General features: G+C 33.5%; 16 protein-coding genes and 5 pseudogenes. 11 read left to right on the top strand and 10 right to left on the bottom strand.

What is annotated here, in order from left to right; all coding sequences use genetic code 11:
• Positions 1–89: 89 nt before the first annotated feature.
• From IGL98_RS16120 to IGL98_RS16105, 4 genes and pseudogenes are all read left to right on the top strand, one after another.
• Entirely contained in the window at positions 90–2,429 is a 2,340-nt protein-coding gene (locus IGL98_RS16120) for a glycoside hydrolase family 65 protein (protein ID WP_277989058.1), read from the top strand.
• The gene (gene pgmB / locus IGL98_RS16115; protein WP_206847148.1) at positions 2,422–3,096 is read left to right on the top strand and encodes a beta-phosphoglucomutase; all 675 of its coding nucleotides are present in this window, start codon (positions 2,422–2,424) and stop codon (positions 3,094–3,096) included. The genes IGL98_RS16120 and pgmB overlap by 8 nt, the downstream gene beginning before the upstream one ends.
• Before the next feature lie 123 nt (positions 3,097–3,219).
• On the top strand, positions 3,220–4,233 hold the full coding sequence (locus IGL98_RS16110) for a LacI family DNA-binding transcriptional regulator (protein ID WP_206847121.1): 1,014 nt from the start codon (positions 3,220–3,222) through the stop codon (positions 4,231–4,233).
• Positions 4,234–4,523: 290 nt separating this feature from the next.
• Positions 4,524–4,640, top strand: a pseudogene (locus IGL98_RS16105) (IS3 family transposase); the annotation flags it as partial.
• A gap of 130 nt (positions 4,641–4,770) precedes the next feature.
• On the opposite strand, the gene IGL98_RS16100 reads toward IGL98_RS16105, so the two are convergent.
• Positions 4,771–6,240: a helix-turn-helix domain-containing protein gene (locus IGL98_RS16100; protein WP_206847119.1), complete on the bottom strand. Its 1,470-nt coding sequence runs from the start codon at positions 6,238–6,240 to the stop codon at positions 4,771–4,773.
• A 470-nt stretch (positions 6,241–6,710) separates the two neighbouring features.
• Between IGL98_RS16100 and IGL98_RS16095 the strand changes: the two genes are divergently transcribed.
• The 4 genes from IGL98_RS16095 to IGL98_RS16080 all read left to right on the top strand — a co-directional run bounded on the left by IGL98_RS16095 (position 6,711) and on the right by IGL98_RS16080 (position 9,930).
• Positions 6,711–7,226, top strand: coding sequence for a hypothetical protein (locus tag IGL98_RS16095; RefSeq protein WP_206847118.1), 516 nt, complete (start codon positions 6,711–6,713; stop codon positions 7,224–7,226).
• Between the two features lie 66 nt (positions 7,227–7,292).
• Positions 7,293–8,297, top strand: coding sequence for a DUF916 and DUF3324 domain-containing protein (locus tag IGL98_RS16090; RefSeq protein ID WP_206847116.1), 1,005 nt, complete (start codon positions 7,293–7,295; stop codon positions 8,295–8,297).
• Positions 8,287–8,490, top strand: coding sequence for a hypothetical protein (locus tag IGL98_RS16085; RefSeq protein ID WP_206847114.1), 204 nt, complete (start codon positions 8,287–8,289; stop codon positions 8,488–8,490). Before IGL98_RS16090 ends, IGL98_RS16085 begins: the two co-directional genes overlap by 11 nt.
• Positions 8,491–9,060: 570 nt before the next feature.
• Positions 9,061–9,930, top strand: a complete 870-nt coding sequence (locus IGL98_RS16080; protein ID WP_206847168.1) for a GIN domain-containing protein — start codon at positions 9,061–9,063, stop codon at positions 9,928–9,930.
• A 214-nt stretch (positions 9,931–10,144) separates the two neighbouring features.
• Here the strand turns inward: IGL98_RS16080 and IGL98_RS16075 are convergent.
• The 4 genes and pseudogenes from IGL98_RS16075 to IGL98_RS16060 all read right to left on the bottom strand — a co-directional run.
• Positions 10,145–10,279 (bottom strand): annotated as a pseudogene (locus tag IGL98_RS16075) (IS3 family transposase); the annotation flags it as partial.
• 77 nt (positions 10,280–10,356) lie between these two features.
• Positions 10,357–10,503 (bottom strand): annotated as a pseudogene (locus IGL98_RS16070) (DDE-type integrase/transposase/recombinase); the annotation flags it as partial.
• A 61-nt stretch (positions 10,504–10,564) separates the two neighbouring features.
• Positions 10,565–10,876, bottom strand: coding sequence for an IS3 family transposase (locus IGL98_RS16065; protein WP_422851631.1), 312 nt, complete (start codon positions 10,874–10,876; stop codon positions 10,565–10,567).
• A 212-nt stretch (positions 10,877–11,088) separates the two neighbouring features.
• A pseudogene (locus IGL98_RS16060) lies at positions 11,089–11,271 on the bottom strand (transposase); the annotation flags it as partial.
• Between the two features lie 209 nt (positions 11,272–11,480).
• Between IGL98_RS16060 and IGL98_RS16055 the strand changes: the two are divergent.
• Positions 11,481–12,191 (top strand): winged helix-turn-helix domain-containing protein, encoded by a 711-nt coding sequence (locus IGL98_RS16055; RefSeq protein WP_206847167.1) that lies wholly within the window; start codon positions 11,481–11,483, stop codon positions 12,189–12,191.
• 269 nt (positions 12,192–12,460) lie between these two features.
• Positions 12,461–13,766, top strand: a pseudogene (locus IGL98_RS16050) (ISL3 family transposase).
• Between the two features lie 319 nt (positions 13,767–14,085).
• On the opposite strand, the gene IGL98_RS16045 reads toward IGL98_RS16050, so the two are convergent.
• From IGL98_RS16045 to IGL98_RS16025, 5 genes are all read right to left on the bottom strand, one after another.
• A complete protein-coding gene (locus IGL98_RS16045) occupies positions 14,086–14,727 on the bottom strand; it encodes a DUF421 domain-containing protein (protein ID WP_242590321.1) in 642 nt (213 codons plus the stop codon).
• A 121-nt stretch (positions 14,728–14,848) separates the two neighbouring features.
• Positions 14,849–15,385 carry an Asp23/Gls24 family envelope stress response protein gene (locus IGL98_RS16040; protein WP_206847166.1) on the bottom strand — a complete coding sequence of 179 codons (537 nt, stop codon included), beginning with the start codon at positions 15,383–15,385 and terminating at the stop codon, positions 14,849–14,851.
• Positions 15,386–15,423: 38 nt separating this feature from the next.
• Positions 15,424–15,621 carry a DUF2273 domain-containing protein gene (locus IGL98_RS16035; RefSeq protein WP_206847164.1) on the bottom strand — a complete coding sequence of 66 codons (198 nt, stop codon included), beginning with the start codon at positions 15,619–15,621 and terminating at the stop codon, positions 15,424–15,426.
• A 10-nt stretch (positions 15,622–15,631) separates the two neighbouring features.
• Positions 15,632–16,183, bottom strand: coding sequence for an alkaline shock response membrane anchor protein AmaP (gene amaP / locus IGL98_RS16030; RefSeq protein ID WP_206913489.1), 552 nt, complete (start codon positions 16,181–16,183; stop codon positions 15,632–15,634).
• A gap of 321 nt (positions 16,184–16,504) precedes the next feature.
• A complete protein-coding gene (locus IGL98_RS16025; protein WP_206847161.1) occupies positions 16,505–17,206 on the bottom strand; it encodes an MBL fold metallo-hydrolase in 702 nt (233 codons plus the stop codon).
• 714 nt (positions 17,207–17,920) lie between these two features.
• Here IGL98_RS16025 and IGL98_RS16020 point away from each other — a divergent pair.
• A complete protein-coding gene (locus tag IGL98_RS16020; RefSeq protein WP_340689556.1) occupies positions 17,921–18,265 on the top strand; it encodes a GNAT family N-acetyltransferase in 345 nt (114 codons plus the stop codon).
• Positions 18,266–18,396 lie beyond the last annotated feature (131 nt).

Genomic DNA, 18,396 nt, shown 5'->3' with positions numbered 1-18,396 from the left:
TTCTCTATCATTGTCTATAAAACGATAGTATCATTATAGATGAAGTTTTTTCAAATAATAAGCAGTTCCAAATAAATAAATGTTTGACAATGCAATCGGTTGCGTTTATTATGATGTTAAGAAGCAAACCATTTACAGGAGGAGAGAGAATGAATCACTTATTTGAAATAGACCCGTGGAAGATTGCTACACATCAGTTAGAGCGGAATAAACGTCGTTTACAAGAATCGTTGACTTCAATGGGAAACGGTTATATGGGTATGAGAGGGAATTTTGAAGAACAATATACAGGAGATCATCATCAAGGTACCTATTTAGCAGGTGTTTGGTATCCTGATAAGACAAGAGTTGGCTGGTGGAAAAACGGGTACCCTGAGTATTTCGGGAAAGTCATCAATGCGATTGATTTCATCGCGATGGATATTTTTGTGAATGGGGAAGCACTTGATTTAGGTATTCAAGATCCGAAAGACTTTTATTTAGAACTAGATATGCGTAATGGTTTGTTGACACGTACATTCACATTTGAACAAGGAGAGACAAGTGTTAAATTCAGTTTTGAACGTTTCTTGAGTATTGTGCAACAAGAATTAGCGGTGATTCGTGTAACGGTAGAAGTTCTTAAAGGAATAGCCGCTATTGAAATCGTCTCAAAAATAGATGGTGATGTGCGTAATGAAGATAGTAATTATGATGAAATGTTCTGGGAAGCACAGCAATCAGGCTTTGAAGAAGCAATCGGCTTTTTAACGACGCGTACAATTCCCAACCCATTCGGGATCGAACAGTTTACTGTAACAGCGGCAATGAAACATGTGACAGATGCTAAAGCAGGTATCGCTGAAACAGAACCGTTAAAAGTACAACAAGCATTTCAAGCAACGCTACAACCGAACGAGATTATGTCACTAGGAAAGCAAGTAATTATTTTGACTAGCCGTGATCTTCCAGAGACAGAACAACAAGAAAAATCTGTTCAATTATTGAAAGAGAATACTAAGACGTTTGATGAATTACTAAAGGAACAAAACGAAGCCTGGGCTGCGCGTTGGGCACTTGCAGATGTTGTGATCGAAGGAGACGATGCGGCGCAACAAGGGATTCGATTTAATTTATTCCAATTATTTACCACGTATTATGGTGAAGATGAACGCTTGAATATCGGACCTAAAGGCTTTACGGGTGAAAAATATGGAGGTGCCACTTATTGGGATACAGAAGCGTACGCTGTCCCTCTTTATCTAGCTTTGGCCAAACCAGAAGTGACCAAAAATCTATTGAAATATCGTTACAACCAATTGGAACAAGCAAAATATAATGCCCGTCAGCAAGGTCTAGCCGGTGCTTTATATCCGATGGTTACGTTTACCGGTATTGAGTGCCATAATGAGTGGGAAATCACATTTGAAGAAATTCATCGGAATGGTGCGATAGCCTACGCCATCTACAATTACGTGAATTACACAGGTGACAATGACTATTTGAAAAATGAAGGCTTACAAGTCTTAACTGAAATCGCACGTTTTTGGGCAGATCGAGTTCATTTTTCTAAGCGAGCTCAAAAATATATGATCCATGGTGTCACAGGACCAAATGAGTATGAAAATAATAGCAACAATAACTGGTACACGAATACGATTGCTACATGGGTGCTACAATATACCTTAGATAATTATCGTAAATATCAAGAGGAAACACCCGTCGAGATTACGAAAGAAGAACAAGCGCATTGGCAAGAAATCGTTGAAAATATGTATTATCCATTTGATGAAGAGTTAGGTGTTTTTGTTCAGCATGATACCTTTTTAGATAAAGACTTGATGCCAAGAACCGCTTTGACACCAGCGGATTTACCTTTAAATCAGCATTGGTCTTGGGATCGTATTTTACGCTCTTGCTTCATTAAACAAGCGGATGTGTTGCAAGGGATTTATTTCTTTGGCGAACGTTTTTCACGAGCAGAGAAAGAGCGGAATTTCTTGTTTTATGAGCCAATGACCGTTCATGAATCCTCTTTATCGCCAAGTGTTCATGCGATTTTAGCGGCTGAACTCGGGATGGAAGAAAAAGCGGTAGAAATGTATCAACGGACAGCTCGTTTAGATTTAGATAACTACAATAATGATACAGAAGATGGTCTGCATATCACGTCTATGACTGGTAGCTGGCTTGCGATCGTTCAAGGGTTTGCTCAAATGAAGACGGCTGATGAAAAATTAAGCTTTGCGCCGTTTTTACCTAGTACGTGGACAAGTTATGCCTTTCATGTAAATTACCGAGGTCGTTTGTTGTATGTAACAGTGGATAAAGAGAATGTTCGCATACAGCTTGTGTCAGGATCGGAGTTACCTCTTACTTTATACGGAAACAAAATGGTTTTGGTAGATGAATTAGTGTGTGCGATGGAAAAGGTGAATGAACATGTTTAAAGGTGTTTTATTTGATTTAGATGGTGTGTTAACCGATACGGCGGAGTATCATTATCAAGCATGGCAGCGTTTAGGAAAAGAAATCGAAATCACGATCGATCGTGCATTCAATGAAGAATTAAAAGGGGTTAGCCGCGAAGATTCGTTGAAATTATTACTGGCTCACGGAGGTCGTACACAAGATTTCGACTCAAAACAGTTTGCTGAACTGGCGCAACGGAAAAATGAGTATTACGTAGAGATGATTCAAGAAGTCAGCCCAGCTGATGTGTACCCAGGTATTTTAGATTTGTTAAAGCATTTAAAAAAACATGGAATCAAAATTTCGTTGGCTTCTGCTAGTAAAAATGGTCCGTTTTTACTTGAAAAGATGTCTTTACTGCCCTATTTTGATGGTATTGTTGATCCAGCGGACGTGGCAAAGGGGAAACCAGACCCAGAAATTTTCCAATTAGCAGCCGAAAAAGTTGGCTTGACAGCTGTAGACTGTATTGGAATCGAAGATGCTAAGGCGGGGATTCAAGCGATTTTAGCAAGTGGTGCACTACCAATTGGTGTCGGACGTCCAGAAGATCTGGGAACAGATATCGTTTTAGTTTCTTCCACGGAAGAATTAACAGTCGATTTTTTAACTTCTGCATGGCAAACAGCAAGAAATAATGTTTGATTTAAAGGTTATTTTCCTCGAATCAAAATGACGATAGCAACAAGGCATCAATCTATGGTATTATTTTCTACGATAGAATAATTTTTGACAGATTTATAATAAACCGTGAAAGGAGTGGAAACGATGACGATTACAGTGAAAGATGTTGCTAAGAAGGCTGGAGTTGCGACTTCTACCGTTTCCAGAGTGATCAACGATCATTCCAGCATTTCGGACGCTACGAAGAAAAAAGTCTATAAAGTAATGGAAGAAATGGGGTATGTCCCCAACATTGCTGCCCGAAATCTTGGGAAACGTTCTTCAGGAGCTGTTGGTGTAATATTGCCACCGCTAGATTCTCGCGAGCGGATGGGGAATCCGTTTTATTTAGAAATCATTGAGTCGATCAATGACGAAGCGCGTAAACATAGTATGACAACGGCGATTGCTACGGCACAAACCTTTGAGACTTTGCTGGAAAACGTACAACTAATGCATCGACAAAAACAAGTTGACGGATTTATCCTGCTGTATTCTGATAAAGAGGATCCAGTCATCGATTACTTATTCGAAAATCAAGTTCCCTTCTCATTGATCGGTCAACCTTATACAAATGAGGATAAAGTTATTTATGTGGATAATGACAATCAGTTGCTAGGAAAACATGCAACAGATTATTTGATTGAAAATGGGCACAAAACTATTTTATTTATCACAAATACAACGCATGAAAATGTTTATTATGAGCGTTATTTTGGCTATCAAAAAGCGATGATGTTAGCGAATTTAACGGTGCTTCCTTCTGTTGATATGGAAAAACCAGAAGATTATGTAGCATTTGAAGAGCTTTTAAAAGCAACAAAAGCAACAGCGGCTGTCGTGATCGATGATATCTTTGCGATGCGAATGATTCAGTTAGCGCAAATGTATGGCTATCGGGTGCCAGATGATTTTTCGGTGATTAGTTTTAATAATTCGATTTATGCGACGTTAGTCCATCCTTATCTGACAAGTATCGATATTGATATTGCAGAACTTGGTAGAATGGGCATGCAAAAACTGATTGAGTCACTGCAGGAAAAAGAAGCAACAGGGGTTCGGATGGTGATTCCTCATAAGTTGATTAAGCGGGAGACGGTACTTTCTTTGAAGGGATAGATTACGGCATCTAAAACATACTAATATTAGAGTAGTATGGGACTACAGTCAAAAAAATCTGATTAATTGTCCCGCATTTTTTAAATTTAGGGTACACAAAAAGTACGCAAACCTGTAAGATTAAAGGGCTCTATACTTTCTGATGCCGGTGATTTTCACCAACATCAGAAAGTATAGAGCCTTACTTTATTCACAGTCAATCATGCAAACGAAATCCTTATAACAATGCAGTAATGGAATCTTGTTACAAATCTATAAAATGACAGGATCTTCAACTAAAACATTATCAAACTATGGATCAATTCCGATTAGAATCAACGGATTATTTAGGTAATTATTATAAGCACAAACGCATTAGTTCAAATTTACACTATCAGACACCTGTATATTTTGAAATAAATCACTAATTTTCTTAATTTAAAATGTCTTACTTTTCTATAGACACTCCAGTCTAAAGCTGCTTTGATTAATCTACGCTAATGGAGTACAGTGTAATGTTTGATGGGAAACCTGGTTTTAATAAATTCGTAGAAATTACTAACGGTTATTAAAGAAATCTTCATAAAAGATCAATAATTTATCAAAACTCTTAGCATCCGGAATTAGTGGAATAACAATTATTGGAACAGTATCAATAGAAATTTGAGGAATATTTGTAATAATACAATCATAAGCAGAAGCTTCTCTTTCAAGTTCTTCTAATGTTCTAACCTTTATAGGTGTACAGGAGAAGCGACCACGCAAATAGTAGTCGATTCGTTCAGAAAGCATATTCATGTAGTCAAAGCTAGAGTTAAATAAAAGACAGGCTTTCAATTTAGGCGTTGAATATTCTAAACAGTCAAGTATTTGTGGCCAATGCATAAACAAAATAGAAAGAGCTTCGTAGACTATGTATTCTTTATAAGGATTTGCATAGAAAATTGCCTGTAAAGAATGGATTAGGTCTATTTGAAGCGTCCCGTATAATTTTTCGATATTTTTAAAAAATTCCTTTTCTTTATTATACAAAATAAATGTTCTTCCATGGATCTGATAATCTAAGTTATAAAGGCGAATAAAAATATTATCAAAATCGTTATCGCTACAATGACAATCCATTTGTTTTTCGATTTTTTGTATAAGAATTTCGATTTTTTGATATTTTAAAAGAGCATTGCGATCTAATCTTGTCAATTTGCGTATCGTTTCAATCGAATTAACCGACTGTTCACTAAAAATTAAATAGAAAAAAATATTTAAATTTTTTGAAGACAAAGATAGCGTAAATTGGCTATAAAATTCATCGCGAGCATGGGAATCATTGATAATGTCAAACTCTCTTTTTGGGAGACCATTAAGTTGATTTTCACTGTTATATTTTAACAAATTTATAATGGTATAAGTGTAAATCCGTAGACGATTTAATAAAAAAAAATCTATATCTTGGAATTCTTCTTTTGGCATGAATTGACTGATAATCTGTTGATTAACTAAATCTAAAATAGCTAACTGATTGGAACTCAACAAGCTTTCAGATATTCCATATCTCTCTTGGAAATAAAGTTGCATAAAATTACAGATACTGTAAGGGTCACCGACGAGTTGTATTTTTTTTAAGTCGATAATAAAGCCTTCTGTTTGAAGGTATTTATTAACTCTATAAGCGATTCTTTTTACAGTTGAGGTGCTGATATAAATATAGTTAGCTAAATCAGGGAGGGTGGAAAAAGTATTATTAAAAATTGTTTCGATTAGTTGGAATTCGACACTGTTTTCTATGAAATATTTATAAATAGTGCTTTTGCATATTGAAATATCTGGTGCAATACGTATTCCATATATTTTTGAAGATTCAACTGTTACAGGTGAAATTATTGTTTCTAGTTCTATAATATCTGATTTTAGTGTTTTTACTGAAATATTTAGAAATTCGGTTGCTTTAGCAAAAGAGACCCAATCGTTGTCAAGTAATAGTTCTACTAACTCCAATTTTCGCTTTGTTCGTGAGCAAAGAATTTTTTTCATTAGGATCACCACTTTCTTTATTTTTTACAGTTTGTTCAAACATGAAACGGGAAATATTAACCATTTATCAACTATGATAACACACGTGTTAATAATTTTATTTTAAAACAAAGTGCAGTCGAGTATTTACAATGGAAATAGTTGAGCTTTAGTTGTTATATTTATTGAAACTATTGGAACACATATGTATTTCTTTGTTTAATGTAATCATAATTTTCGTTTACAGAACGCAAAAAGATTTTTTTTTGTCTTTAAAATATTTACACTGGAGTTAACCCAACAGGAGGTGAAATAAATGGACTTGACAATCATGAGGAAAAATTTAGTCAGATGTATGAGCATAATTGTTTTAGGCAGAACTGAGTAACATTTCTTGTTTACTAAGTAAGTTATGTGAAGGTTTGACAATCAAAAGTTAGAGGTATTCAGTTTAAAGTTAGTATAATTAAAAAAATTTAGGAGGAACAGTTATGAAAATCAAATTATTAGGAGTTATTGCTTTATCTATGCTATGCACTGCATCTTTAGGGAATCAGGTTTTAGCTGATGAGGTAGCCGATTCACAATTAAATATAAAAATTGATCCAGTTGAGGAAAAGAAAACACCATCACTGAAGTCCATTGATGCAATTGATTTTGGTAATATTAAGCCAACTATTGAAGAGCAAACAGTCACGTCTATCGGAAATCCTCAAATTGTAATTGGCGATGCCCATTCTGCAGTAGGATTTAAAGTTGTAGTTAAAATGAGTCATGAGCTAGTTCCTGGAAGTGTATTAAAGATGGGACAGGAGACATCAAGCCACGATGGAATTTTGACAAATGAAATCGATGTGAACGAAGATTACCAGACGTTTCTTTTAGGTCGATCGGAAATAGAGGGTGATCGTACATTCTCAATTAATCCAAGGCTTGTATTGCCTCCAAATGTAGCTAGTGGAAATTATGAAGGAACACTAAATTGGAATATAGTAATTGCTGTTTAATCGGATAAAAGTTTAAGCCCGGATGTTTTCAATTTTTTCGTGGAATAGGAGATGACTTACTAACAATTGAAAAAAAAAATAGCTGTCGTATTTCTATTTTGTGTCCTGTTTTTTTCCTCTTTGTTTTTTTCAAGGGCACTAGCGTATGAGAAGAATAAATTTGAGGAAAAAATAATATTAACCCCAGTGCTTCCAGAGAATCAAATAGGACCTGATTTGGGATATTACAATCTACGTGTGAAGCCCAATTTAAATCAAGTAATAGAGCTTAAAATAAAGAACAAGTCTTCTGAAAATACTGAAGTCAAAGTTAAAGTAAATGGAGCAGGTACTAATTCTAATGGTTTAATTGATTATCAACTTTTTACAGAGGAACAGGGCATACGAGATTTCAATAATGTAATGAAAGTAACTGATTCTGTTGTAATTCTAAAACCTGGTGAGGAAAAATTGGTAAAATTCGAAATATCATTACCTTACAAAGAATTTGATGGAATACTTTTAGGAGCTATTCTAATAGATCTTGGTGGGACAGATAAGAAAAAAAATTCGATAAAAAACAAGATTAGCTACACAATAGGAGTAGTTTTGTCAGAAAATGATAATTATACAGAACCCATTTTAGATTTCTTATCAGTAAATGTAAAAGAAAGATCTAACAGAACCTATGTAGAAACTAAAATTGGCAATGCAACTCCAACAATTATAGAAAATGTACACATCAATAGTGTATTACGCAAAGAGAGCAAAGTAATAGTATCAAAAGATTTGGGTGCTGTACGTATTGCTCCTAAATCAACTTTTAATTACAGAATAGAGATACCGAGAAATGAAAATTTGCAACCAGGGTTATACGAGCTAGATATGGTTGCAACATCGGATGATCACACTTGGAAGTGGACGGAGTCTTTTTCTATAAGTGAAAAACAAATAGAAAGGCTCCGACCTGTTTCAATTAAAAAATTTCAAGTACAACCCAAACAAGTTGTTCTGATTTCAGCTTTAAGTTTAATTATAGGTGTATTTATTACAAAAGTTTTTTTGAGATGGAGATATCGTAATGGCAGCTGAAGAAATAGATACAAATATTCAGATTAAAGTAATTGAATCCTATTCTATAGATAAGAACAACGAGCATATAAATTTACCAAAGAATAATGAAGTCGGTTCCAACTTTTTTGTAGGTTTGGGATTTGTGGTCATAATTTTCTTCGTGTTCATGTTCTCTGTTAAAATAATTCCCGACGAACATAAAAATCTTTAATTTGGGAATACTTCAAAAGTTATTTTAGAATAGAAAATGCACAAGTCAACTTAACAGTTATATTTTTGATTGCTATTAAATTACTCAGCAATATCGTTGAGTAATTTAATAGCAATCAAAAATATAATTTTCTCAAGAAAGCTGCAGTATCTAGAGACATTAATGACAGACTATTGGGGGGAAGTTAGACATATTTTTTTGTGCTATTATACTAAACGCTGTGTATTAATAAGATATTAAAACAGTTAGAACAGAAGATTTTATGTAATTAAAACTCAAATTAAAGCAATTAGAGAATCAAGAAAAATATTATAGAGATATGCTAGAAAAAAGGAAGATCTACGCAGAGTCATTAGAAATCATTATTCCATCTGAATGATTGAAGCGATACAAAGGTACTAATGCAGATAGTTTGATAAAAAAGTGGTCCGGCACATAAAACTTGTGCTGTTTGTCTTACGAACGGAAAGTACTTAACATTGTGTTATTGATGGAGAAATAGAACTTACTAATCAAGAAGAAGCAACGTATATTTATATTAATGACATACCCTAATAAGGAGTGCTGTATATGAGAGAAACAAAAATCAAATTTACGTCGGTCGTGTCACTAATCGTTGGAATGTTATTTACAATGTTTACTTTAGGAGCTAGCTCAGCTTCGGCATTCTTTTACAGTAGTGATGGATGGAACACGAATGACTTGAATTCTACTATAATTCAAGGTGATAAAAACATCACAGATAGAACGTACGAAGTATATCCATTCAGCGAAATTGAAGTATCTGGTTCACTTCAAGTATCAGTGTCTAGCGATTACTCAAATGATATTCAGGTTAAGACTGATGATAATATCCAAGATCATATCATAGTAAAAGTAGAAAGTGGTATATTGAAACTAAAAATAAAAGGAAGTATTGCACCAACACAACCAGTGCAAATTAAAGTGCCTTACTATTTTGGATTGTTATCAAAGGTTAATGCAAATAGTTCTTCAAGAGTGTCATTTGAAACAGATGTAGAAGCAGAAAACTTCTATGCTATATGTTCATCGAGCTCCACAATTACCTTCAATAGCATAAAGGTGAATAATGATGTGCTACTTTATGCAGCATCTTATGGCTCAATCATTATGAATAATCTGGATGCTCTCAATACAATTAAGGCCACTTGTAATTCTTTAGGTGTACTTCACGTATTGAATCCAGGGCAAGCAGATTCTGCAATATTGAAAGCCAGTTCAAATGGAAAAATAAAAATGGATGTTATCGATTTTAATACAGTAAATGCAGAGGGCTCAAGCTCTTCTTATATTTCATTTACAGCTAATAAAGTGATAACTATAAAATCAATATCTTTCGCAGAAATTGAGTATAAAGGCGAAAGTAAACAAAATGATATAACAAAATATTCTTTTGGAAAAGTTAGGAAGATAGGTTGAGTTTATAAAGTTTTTGAGGGGAAAACGGGGTAAAGATACTAGGCTAATCAATATTATGAAGTTGGAATAGGTTAGCTAAGGTTGAAATTCACTCTAATTAAATAGACTATAATCAAGATAAGGCAGATATTAAGGAGTGATAAGCATGACTTTTTTGTAAACTCACCGTTCTTTGGATAAATGTCAATAAAGTAGACACAAAAAGAGCAGATACTTAGTGAAAATAAAAGTAGTTATCCTCCATTTCATTTGGTGAAAGCATATCTAAGGTTCCGTTAGAGCGCTGCGAGTTGTAGAATCCCTCGATATACTCAAAGCAAGCAAGTTGGACTTTTTGAAAAGAAAAAAATTTCTTATGGTGATTTTTTCTTTCTTAATATACTTGAAGAAAGCTTCTGTTACAGCGTTGTCACAAGGATAACCAGATTTCGATAAGGATTGAACAATAGAATGATTTTCTAAAAACTTTCTGAATTCAAATGAAGTATATTGAGACCCTTGATCAGTGTGAAAAAGAACAGAAGCCTTAGGCTTTCTGACTTGGATGGACCTTTCTATTGTTGAGATAGCCAAAGAAGTATCAATTTTTTACTGCCAGTCCAAGCAATGACTTTTTTAGGAAATAAATCTAAAATCACACTAAGATAAACAAATTATTTTTTCCCAACAGGAATACAAGAAAAACACTCGTCCATACTTGGTTGGGTGCAGCAGTGTTAAACGCTTGCTTTAAATGATTTGGGCGCTTCAAAGAAATCTGACCTGTGGTCGGTTTAAAAATAGGTTTTACTGTAGACATTCTAGGTAAATTCATGGTGCTCATTAGACGATAAACTCGGCCGATACTAATAGAAATGCCATAGTCACGTAGAAGCATACGTCGTACTTTTGCAGGTCCTACTCGTTTTTTAGAGGTTGTATAGATTTCTAAAATAGTTTTTCTCAATTGTTGATTTTCTACAGTCCGAGGAGCTATTTTCCCGGAAAAGCGTTTGTAGTAAGTCGAACGATTGACCTTAAGAACCCTGTAAAGTGTAACAACAGAATGTTCAGGTCGTAAAATACGAATCGCATTTAGTCGTACGTTGAGTGTGACGTGAATATGGCAATCGCTTTTTTTAAGATTAAATTTTCTTCTTCCAATTGGAGATTTCTTTTCTAAAGTTGTTTAATCTGACGAGCCGTAAGGATCGTATCGTCATCGATTTTACCTTCAGAATATTGTGTCACCCATCGAGCGACAGAAGACAGGGCGATACCATATTCGTTGGCTAATGCGTTTTTTGATTTTCCACTTTCATAAAGTTTTACGATTGATTTTTTAAATTCTTCGTCAAGCTTTCGCTTTGTTTTCGTTTGTCTACCATAATCAAAAGTCTTTTCTTAAATAGTGTCTAATTTATTAATAGTATAGCAAAACAGTTCTACTTTATTAGCATACATGCAAGTATGGATGACACCAACGAAAAGAGAAGTGGGGTCCATACTTGATTCCACGAAATTAGAAAGTGAAGTAACTATTTTATTTAAAAATGTGGAGGGAATTCCGAATGTACAATATAGGATATATAGATTTATCTGGAACTAACTCAGATCAGTACATAAACGTTTTGTCTAGAGAATGTAAGTTGACACGTTATGATTCATCAGTATTTGAAGAATTCCCTGTAGACTTAGATGGTTTTCTAATAGTAGATAAAAATTGTGAATCATTATTTCAAGTTAGTGATTATGTTTTAAAAATTAGAAAACAATCTAATACTTTTATTTGGATTGTTTCGCGGCAGTTAGATAGTATTGCAAAAGTTGTTTTTTTAAAAATGGGAGCGGACGACAATTTTTGTAGTGAACAAACTATTGAAGAAGTAAAACTGAAAATCCTTCATTCATTAAAGAGAAAACAAGAAATAATAAAAGAAAGCAGGATTGATTTAGAGACATATCTCCAAAAAAAAAGAAACACACAAGACCAATTATACTTAGATGATCAAAAGCTTATATTGATGTTCAATGATCATGAAATCGAATTTACCAATATCGAATTTAAAGTTATAAAGATTCTATTCGACAAACAAGAACAAGTAGTGACCTATGAACAATTGCATGAGGCAATTTGGAAAGCACCATATGAAAAAGAAAATTATAGAATAGCTACCGTTATTTTTCATATTAGAGAAAAAATAGGAAAAGTTGAATTGAATGCGATTCTTATAAAAACGATACGATCAAAAGGGTATCTTCTAACGCTTAAAACTAATTGATTTGACAGGATTCAACGATTTAATTCAAATTTACTTTAAATCGCATTCTTCAATTATACAAAAGTAAAAATACTTTTTCTAAAAGGTTATTTCTAAAGAATAACTATGCTTAAGGAGGTGAGAGAGAAACATGCAAGAAAAAAAGGCTCTATACTTTCTGATGTTGGTGAAAAATCACCGACATCTTTTTTAATGCAAAATACTAGAAAAGACACCCTGATATCCTTTGGAATTAAGTCGACGAAAACCAATCAAAAGGGGAAATCAAGATGTCCTATACAAATCTTATCAAAAATACCTTAGATATTCTAGACTTAAACATTACTTTTAATGAATATTCTTTAAAAAAGGAACGCATCAAAGGACGGATCTGCCAAGTATTTTCTGGTACATTGGATTATTCAGCTCACTCTTGTCCTCATTGTGATGCCAAAGAAGACGGATCGATTATTCGTTGGGGCTTTACAACCTGTCTGATTTTACTGAATGATGTTTCTGAATACCAAACTTATTTACGCTTATAGAAACAACCTTTCTTCCGCCATTCTTGTGATAGAACTTTTGTCGCTGAAACAAGTCTTATCGAAAAGTGTTGCTCGATCTCGAAGAAAGTCAAGCTTTCGATTGCCGAGCGTTTAAGAAACACCACCTCTATGAGTGGAATTGCCCGTCAAAAGAAGGTCTCTGTTTCCTCTATTTATCGCGTATTGAGACAGTTTTACGAACCAAAAAAAAATCAATCGGCTCACCTTGCCAGAAGTTCTGTGTTTTGATGAATTTAAATCAGTGAAACAAGTCGCAGCCTCTATGAATTTCATTATGATGGATGGACAAACAAAGCAATTACTCGATGTCGTTGAAAACCGCCAGTTGCCCTTTTTAGAACGCTATTTCTCACGATTTTCTTTATCTGTTCGTGAAGGGGTAAAATACATTGTTTGCGATATGTATGCGCCTTATTTTTCTTTAATGATGAAACTATTTCCCAAGGCTCAGATTGTTCTTGATCGCTTTCATATTGTGCAACACATTGGGCGAACGTTCTTAAAACAACGCATTCAACGAATGAATACCTTTCTCCATCAAGGATCTGTAGAGGCAAAAAAATACCGTCACTTGAATAAATACTGGAAACTACTTCAAAAAAATCAATCGAAGCTCAATTTTGAAAAATGCCAATGGCGCCCTTCTTTCCGTGCCTATTTAACAGAAACAGAACTCGTGAATCGGTTACTTGCCTATGACGAAGAATTGAAAGCTGGCTATATCTGTTATCAGGATTTTCTCTATACCATACAAACAAGAGATTACACACAGTTTCACGCGTTATTAGAACAAGATTATTCTAGGCTTCCAGCTTATTATCAAACAACAATTACTACCTTTAAAAAAGTTAAAACGGGCATTAAAAATGCGTTGGATTTGCCGTATTCCAACGGACTGTTAAAATGCTTGAATAACCATATCAAAGTATTAAAGAGAAATGCCTACGACTTCCGTAACTTCTATAATTTTAAATTGAGAATCACTTTATGTTTTGGATCTGTTCTTTTTCAACCACATAGAAAAACCTAGAGGAATTTCCCTCTAGGCTTCATCATTGATTTAATTCTTTGGATTTTCTTCACCAACATTAGTTGACAAAGAGCTTAGTAAAACACCCCTTAATTCGGATATTAGTCCAGATTATGAGGTGCACTACATAACCTAGACTAACTTTTGGTGGACGACTCGAACAACACAATTAAGAAAAACTGACACAATTTTTGTGTGAACTCTATTATTGTTCAATTTATAATCGTAATATTTGATAGCCTACTGTCCTGATTATTAATGCTCAATTTCATTAGATCAACACAACCCAATGCATCTACCAATTTTTTATACTTTAGTATTACTCATCCAATTCCAATTGAATGAAATTTACCATAAGTTTTCCATCTAATTCTAATATCATTATGTCTTCTATATTAAGAGTACCATTGTCTGCCAATATTTTAGTTAGCTCATTCTCTGTCAGTTTCAATCTATTAGTCTCTTCTTCATTTACTTTACCATCAGAAATGATCAAGTAGTTTTTTTCTGTAGATTCTTTCAAAATAACTGATAAGCTCCCATTTTTCTCAATTGTTCCTATTTCAACTTGTGTTATAGATCCTACTCCTTGGGTTCTCAACATTGAATATAATTGATCGATTGTTAAGCTGGCTTCTGTTAAAGAGTCTTTAACGATTGAACCCTTTTCCAAAACACGAATGGTTCTGCCATCGAGTAATTCTGAAATTTTCGGAAATTCTTTTCTTACATAATAAAATGAAATAGATATTAGTGCCCATATAAGCATTACTACGACAAACATTCCAATTGTAATATCTTGAGAATAGATAGTACCTCCTATTATCCCTCCCAAAATATAGTTTTGAATTTGATCGATAGGTGATTGGGGTGCTAATGTAGTTTTGCCAGTTACTTTTATAATAGCTGTAGCCATCAATAAACCTAATAATAATTTTATAAATGTTTCTAGATAGAACATGATACTTCTCCTCTATATTGTATTATAAGAAGTGTGGGACAAAACTGATAATCAATTTTATCCCACACTCTAAATCCGAATGAACTAAATACTTTTTGTCTCGGTCTCTTAAATTGATAGTTTATTGAACTCTGGACTCTGTTGCATCTTTTGCTTTGGATACACCATTACTTGCCATTTTTTTTGCTTTTTCTGTTTGTTCACTTGTAAAGTTGCTTACTGATTCTGTTGCATCACTTAAACGGTCTTGAACTGTCATTGAATCTTCTTCATATTGTTCTTTTGATTTTACGTCGGTTACAGTTACATTAACTTCCACTACTTTAAGAGAAGTCATTTTTTCAACTTCTTTAGAAATAACTTCTTTAATTTTTTCATACAACGCTGCGATATCCCTACCATATTCAGTCACAACATCTAAATCAACTGCAACTTGTTCTTTCCCTACTTCAACATCGATTCCAGTAGTCACATCTTCTCTATTAACAAGCTTATTAGCAACGTTTGAGAAAAAACCGCCTTCCACTGTTAGTAATCCATCGACTGATTCTAACGCAATTCCGATAATTTTTTGGATCACTTTATCATCATAAGTAAGTTCCCCCTTAATTCCATTTACATTTGCTTCTTCTTTTTTAGATACATTCTTGTTGTCCATATCTTCAAATCCCTTCTTTTAGTTAATTATTTATAGTTTTACTTTCTTTTATTAGAAAGAAAGATATCTATCCATCCATGCGCAGTAGCATACCATCCAATAAAACCGCCGATAATAACAAACACGATAATTAGAACAGTTTTAAAAAAACCTAAGGTCAACATCAACAGTGCAATAAACAAACCTGCTAGTGCACCAATAATAGGCCCTCGATATGTTTCCCATATTTCATTCATACGTTTCCTCCTATGTCACACGGTTATTATTTTCTGGTCGAGGCTTTTCGAATTTAATTTTGATTGAAATTTTTACATCTGGTCCAATCAACTCGTGTAGTTGAGTTTCTAAAGTTTTGCTCCATTGGTCAGTTTTGCCAAATAAATCTGAAACTATTTGATAATCACCTTTGACTTTTATCTTTATCTTTCTTTGACTCATTGTTGCTTTCACATTTGGATTTTTCATTAATTTCTCTGCTATCAATGACTCAGCAACAAATCCTTCGACCGCTTTTTTGCTAATTCGTAAAACGCCATCTGTTTCTCTGAATTTAAATTGGCTCAATTTCTTTGGATAAAATATCGTAAACAGCATTAGAATAAATAAAACAATGAAGACACTTCCTGCAAGATAGAATGTGATTGCAGGGAGCCATTCCCCAACTAATGGGTACTCATTCAGATTTAAAAAATAAAATGGTATAGATACATAAGCTTGATTAGATACTATCGCTGAAAAACACAGATACATAAATAACAAAAGAAAAATAGCAACAATTGTTTTTTTTAATTTACTCAAAGTGAACCTCCTATCAGTTATTGTCTTAATTTACATCTATCTACTAAAATAACAATGAGTTGCTATTTCTGTCAAAAGGTATGCTCAGGAGTAACTAGTTAATTAATGAACACAATAAACAAAAATAGAGCTCAATAACAGAAAGTATAAAAAAATATTTTCTAACTTCAAAATTATATTTATATATATAAAACAACTGCTTTTGGGGAAAGTACGTTTAAGAGAATCTAACTCAATCCATTTGTGTCGGACTCTGGCATTTATTAACTTAAAAATTCTTAAAGAACAAAATAAGATAGAGAGTTGTTTTGTTCTGACTATTTATTTTCTTGAAGAGAATCCCCAGAATAAATCTCTATACATTCCCTCTTTGTACTCAATAAACGGAATACGTCCGTGACCAGTTGATACATATTTAGGCATTAATTCATCCATAATCTTAGCACTATCAATCGCCATGTCCATATCCTCTGTATATCTTAATGCTGGTGGTAATAAAATAGTCTCCGTATTAGAAATCATATCCCCTGCCAACAATACACAATCTTTTTCGTGGTAATATACTGTGTTTCCTTTACTGTGTCCAGGTACGCGGATTGCTTTTAATCCCGCTTTTTCTAACATCGCTTTATTTAATGGCTCATAATAATCTGCCATCTTTTCGTCAACCGATGGATAAGGGGGTACCCCTGCTTTCAATGCTTTAATTTCCTCACTATCAATGAATGCCGGAATATCCCAAATTTCTTTATACACTTTCACTCCTAGTACGTGATCTAGATGTCCATGTGTTGCAAAAACAGCTTTGGGCGAACCTAGAGCTTCTATATACTTCACAACATCCTCTGCTAACTCATTAAACCCAGTATCTACAATAAAAACTTCTTTATTGTTATTTACAACTGCCCAAAAGTTAATCGGCACAACTGTTCCTGGAACATCTGCATTTACATCGCCTTCTGGGTTTGAAAATATATATACTGATTCCGTTACTTGAATAATATCCATAAATTTTCTTGCCATAAATATCTCTCCTTAATTAGAATATCTGAAGTATACAGGATTAGAGTTACTATCAAGCAATAGTTTTTTAGATAGAATCTATTTGGTTAGATAAGCAAAACCTCTTGAAGAATAAAGTTTGGTAGGTTATGATATTATTCATAATTCTTAAATATGAAATTATCTAAAGCGTTAGGAAATTAATTTTTAAAATTTTCGCCAAATTGTTTCGTGTTTTTTTAGAAAATAAGATCGTTCAGTATAATAAATCAAGGGTTGCACTATCTACATTTGATAAATATAGTGATAAAGTATGCTACGTATATGAAGAAAATTCTGAATAAAATGCAGGCATATTTATTGAGTGCTACATGGGTATTATGTACATTAATTTCCTTTGGGTAGATGAACATTTGCGCGGGAAAAAACAGGAGAAGCTTTTCTTTATTTTACTGAGAAGTTTGTTTTAGAAAATGATTGCGTTTTGATCGATCTTGAGGCTTTTACTTTTCACCCCCCCTGAATTTTATCAAAAGTATGGCTTTAAAGAATTTGAAAAACTTGAAAATATTCCGGATGAAAACGCACATCTGTATTTTATGAAAAAATTTTGAAAGGATGACTAATTGCGTGGAAATTGTTGAATACGAAAAAAAATATAACAAAGATTTTACGGAGATGAACTTTAATTGGATAGAAAAATTTTTTTCAATTGAAGCTGAAGATTTATAAACTATAAAAAATATTGAATCTCTTATTGAAGAAGGAGCCATGGTTCTTTTCGCTGTGAAAAACAACCTAGTTTTATCAACATGCATGATTCGCCCTTTAAAAGAAGGCACTTGGGAAATCGGAAAGCTTTCCACAAATGAAAATTATCTTGGTAATGGTGCAGGTAGCAAAGTATTTGAAGCTTGTATTAGTTACGCTAAAGAACACGGTGCAAAAAAAATAGTACTTTTTTCCCATACATCTTTACAGCCAGCGATTCATATATATGAAAAATTTAACTTTAAAGAAGTTCTGGTCACTAATACAGAATATTCACGTTGTAATTATCAAGCAGAATTATTACTTTGACAAATTATTGTAGTTTTATTCAACTAATTTTTCTATCAAAAGTTTTTTCATCTACACCTTTTTGTAATAACGCTCATCCGTAAAACGAATGTTTTTAGGGTATCTATAAATTATCAAATGGTTAGTTATTT

Origin of the sequence: Enterococcus sp. DIV0840, assembly GCF_050527835.1 — a bacterium.
GTDB classification, from domain to species: Bacteria; Bacillota; Bacilli; order Lactobacillales; family Enterococcaceae; genus Enterococcus_L; species Enterococcus_L ureasiticus.
This window is presented reverse-complemented; position numbering and strand designations above follow the sequence as displayed.

Excerpts from the sequence above, each read along its gene's own strand:
- IGL98_RS16045 (WP_242590321.1), bottom strand. The coding sequence starts at position 14,727 with ATGTTCTATCTAGAAACATTTATAAAATTATTATTAGGTTTATTGATG.
- IGL98_RS16095 (WP_206847118.1), top strand. The coding sequence starts at position 6,711 with ATGAAAATCAAATTATTAGGAGTTATTGCTTTATCTATGCTATGCACT.
- IGL98_RS16085 (WP_206847114.1), top strand. The coding sequence starts at position 8,287 with ATGGCAGCTGAAGAAATAGATACAAATATTCAGATTAAAGTAATTGAA.
- IGL98_RS16120 (WP_277989058.1), top strand. The coding sequence starts at position 90 with ATGCAATCGGTTGCGTTTATTATGATGTTAAGAAGCAAACCATTTACA.
- IGL98_RS16100 (WP_206847119.1), bottom strand. The coding sequence starts at position 6,240 with ATGAAAAAAATTCTTTGCTCACGAACAAAGCGAAAATTGGAGTTAGTA.
- IGL98_RS16080 (WP_206847168.1), top strand. The coding sequence starts at position 9,061 with ATGAGAGAAACAAAAATCAAATTTACGTCGGTCGTGTCACTAATCGTT.
- IGL98_RS16055 (WP_206847167.1), top strand. The coding sequence starts at position 11,481 with ATGTACAATATAGGATATATAGATTTATCTGGAACTAACTCAGATCAG.
- pgmB (WP_206847148.1), top strand. The coding sequence starts at position 2,422 with ATGTTTAAAGGTGTTTTATTTGATTTAGATGGTGTGTTAACCGATACG.
- IGL98_RS16025 (WP_206847161.1), bottom strand. The coding sequence starts at position 17,206 with ATGGCAAGAAAATTTATGGATATTATTCAAGTAACGGAATCAGTATAT.
- IGL98_RS16035 (WP_206847164.1), bottom strand. The coding sequence starts at position 15,621 with ATGAATGAAATATGGGAAACATATCGAGGGCCTATTATTGGTGCACTA.
- IGL98_RS16040 (WP_206847166.1), bottom strand. The coding sequence starts at position 15,385 with ATGGACAACAAGAATGTATCTAAAAAAGAAGAAGCAAATGTAAATGGA.
- IGL98_RS16110 (WP_206847121.1), top strand. The coding sequence starts at position 3,220 with ATGACGATTACAGTGAAAGATGTTGCTAAGAAGGCTGGAGTTGCGACT.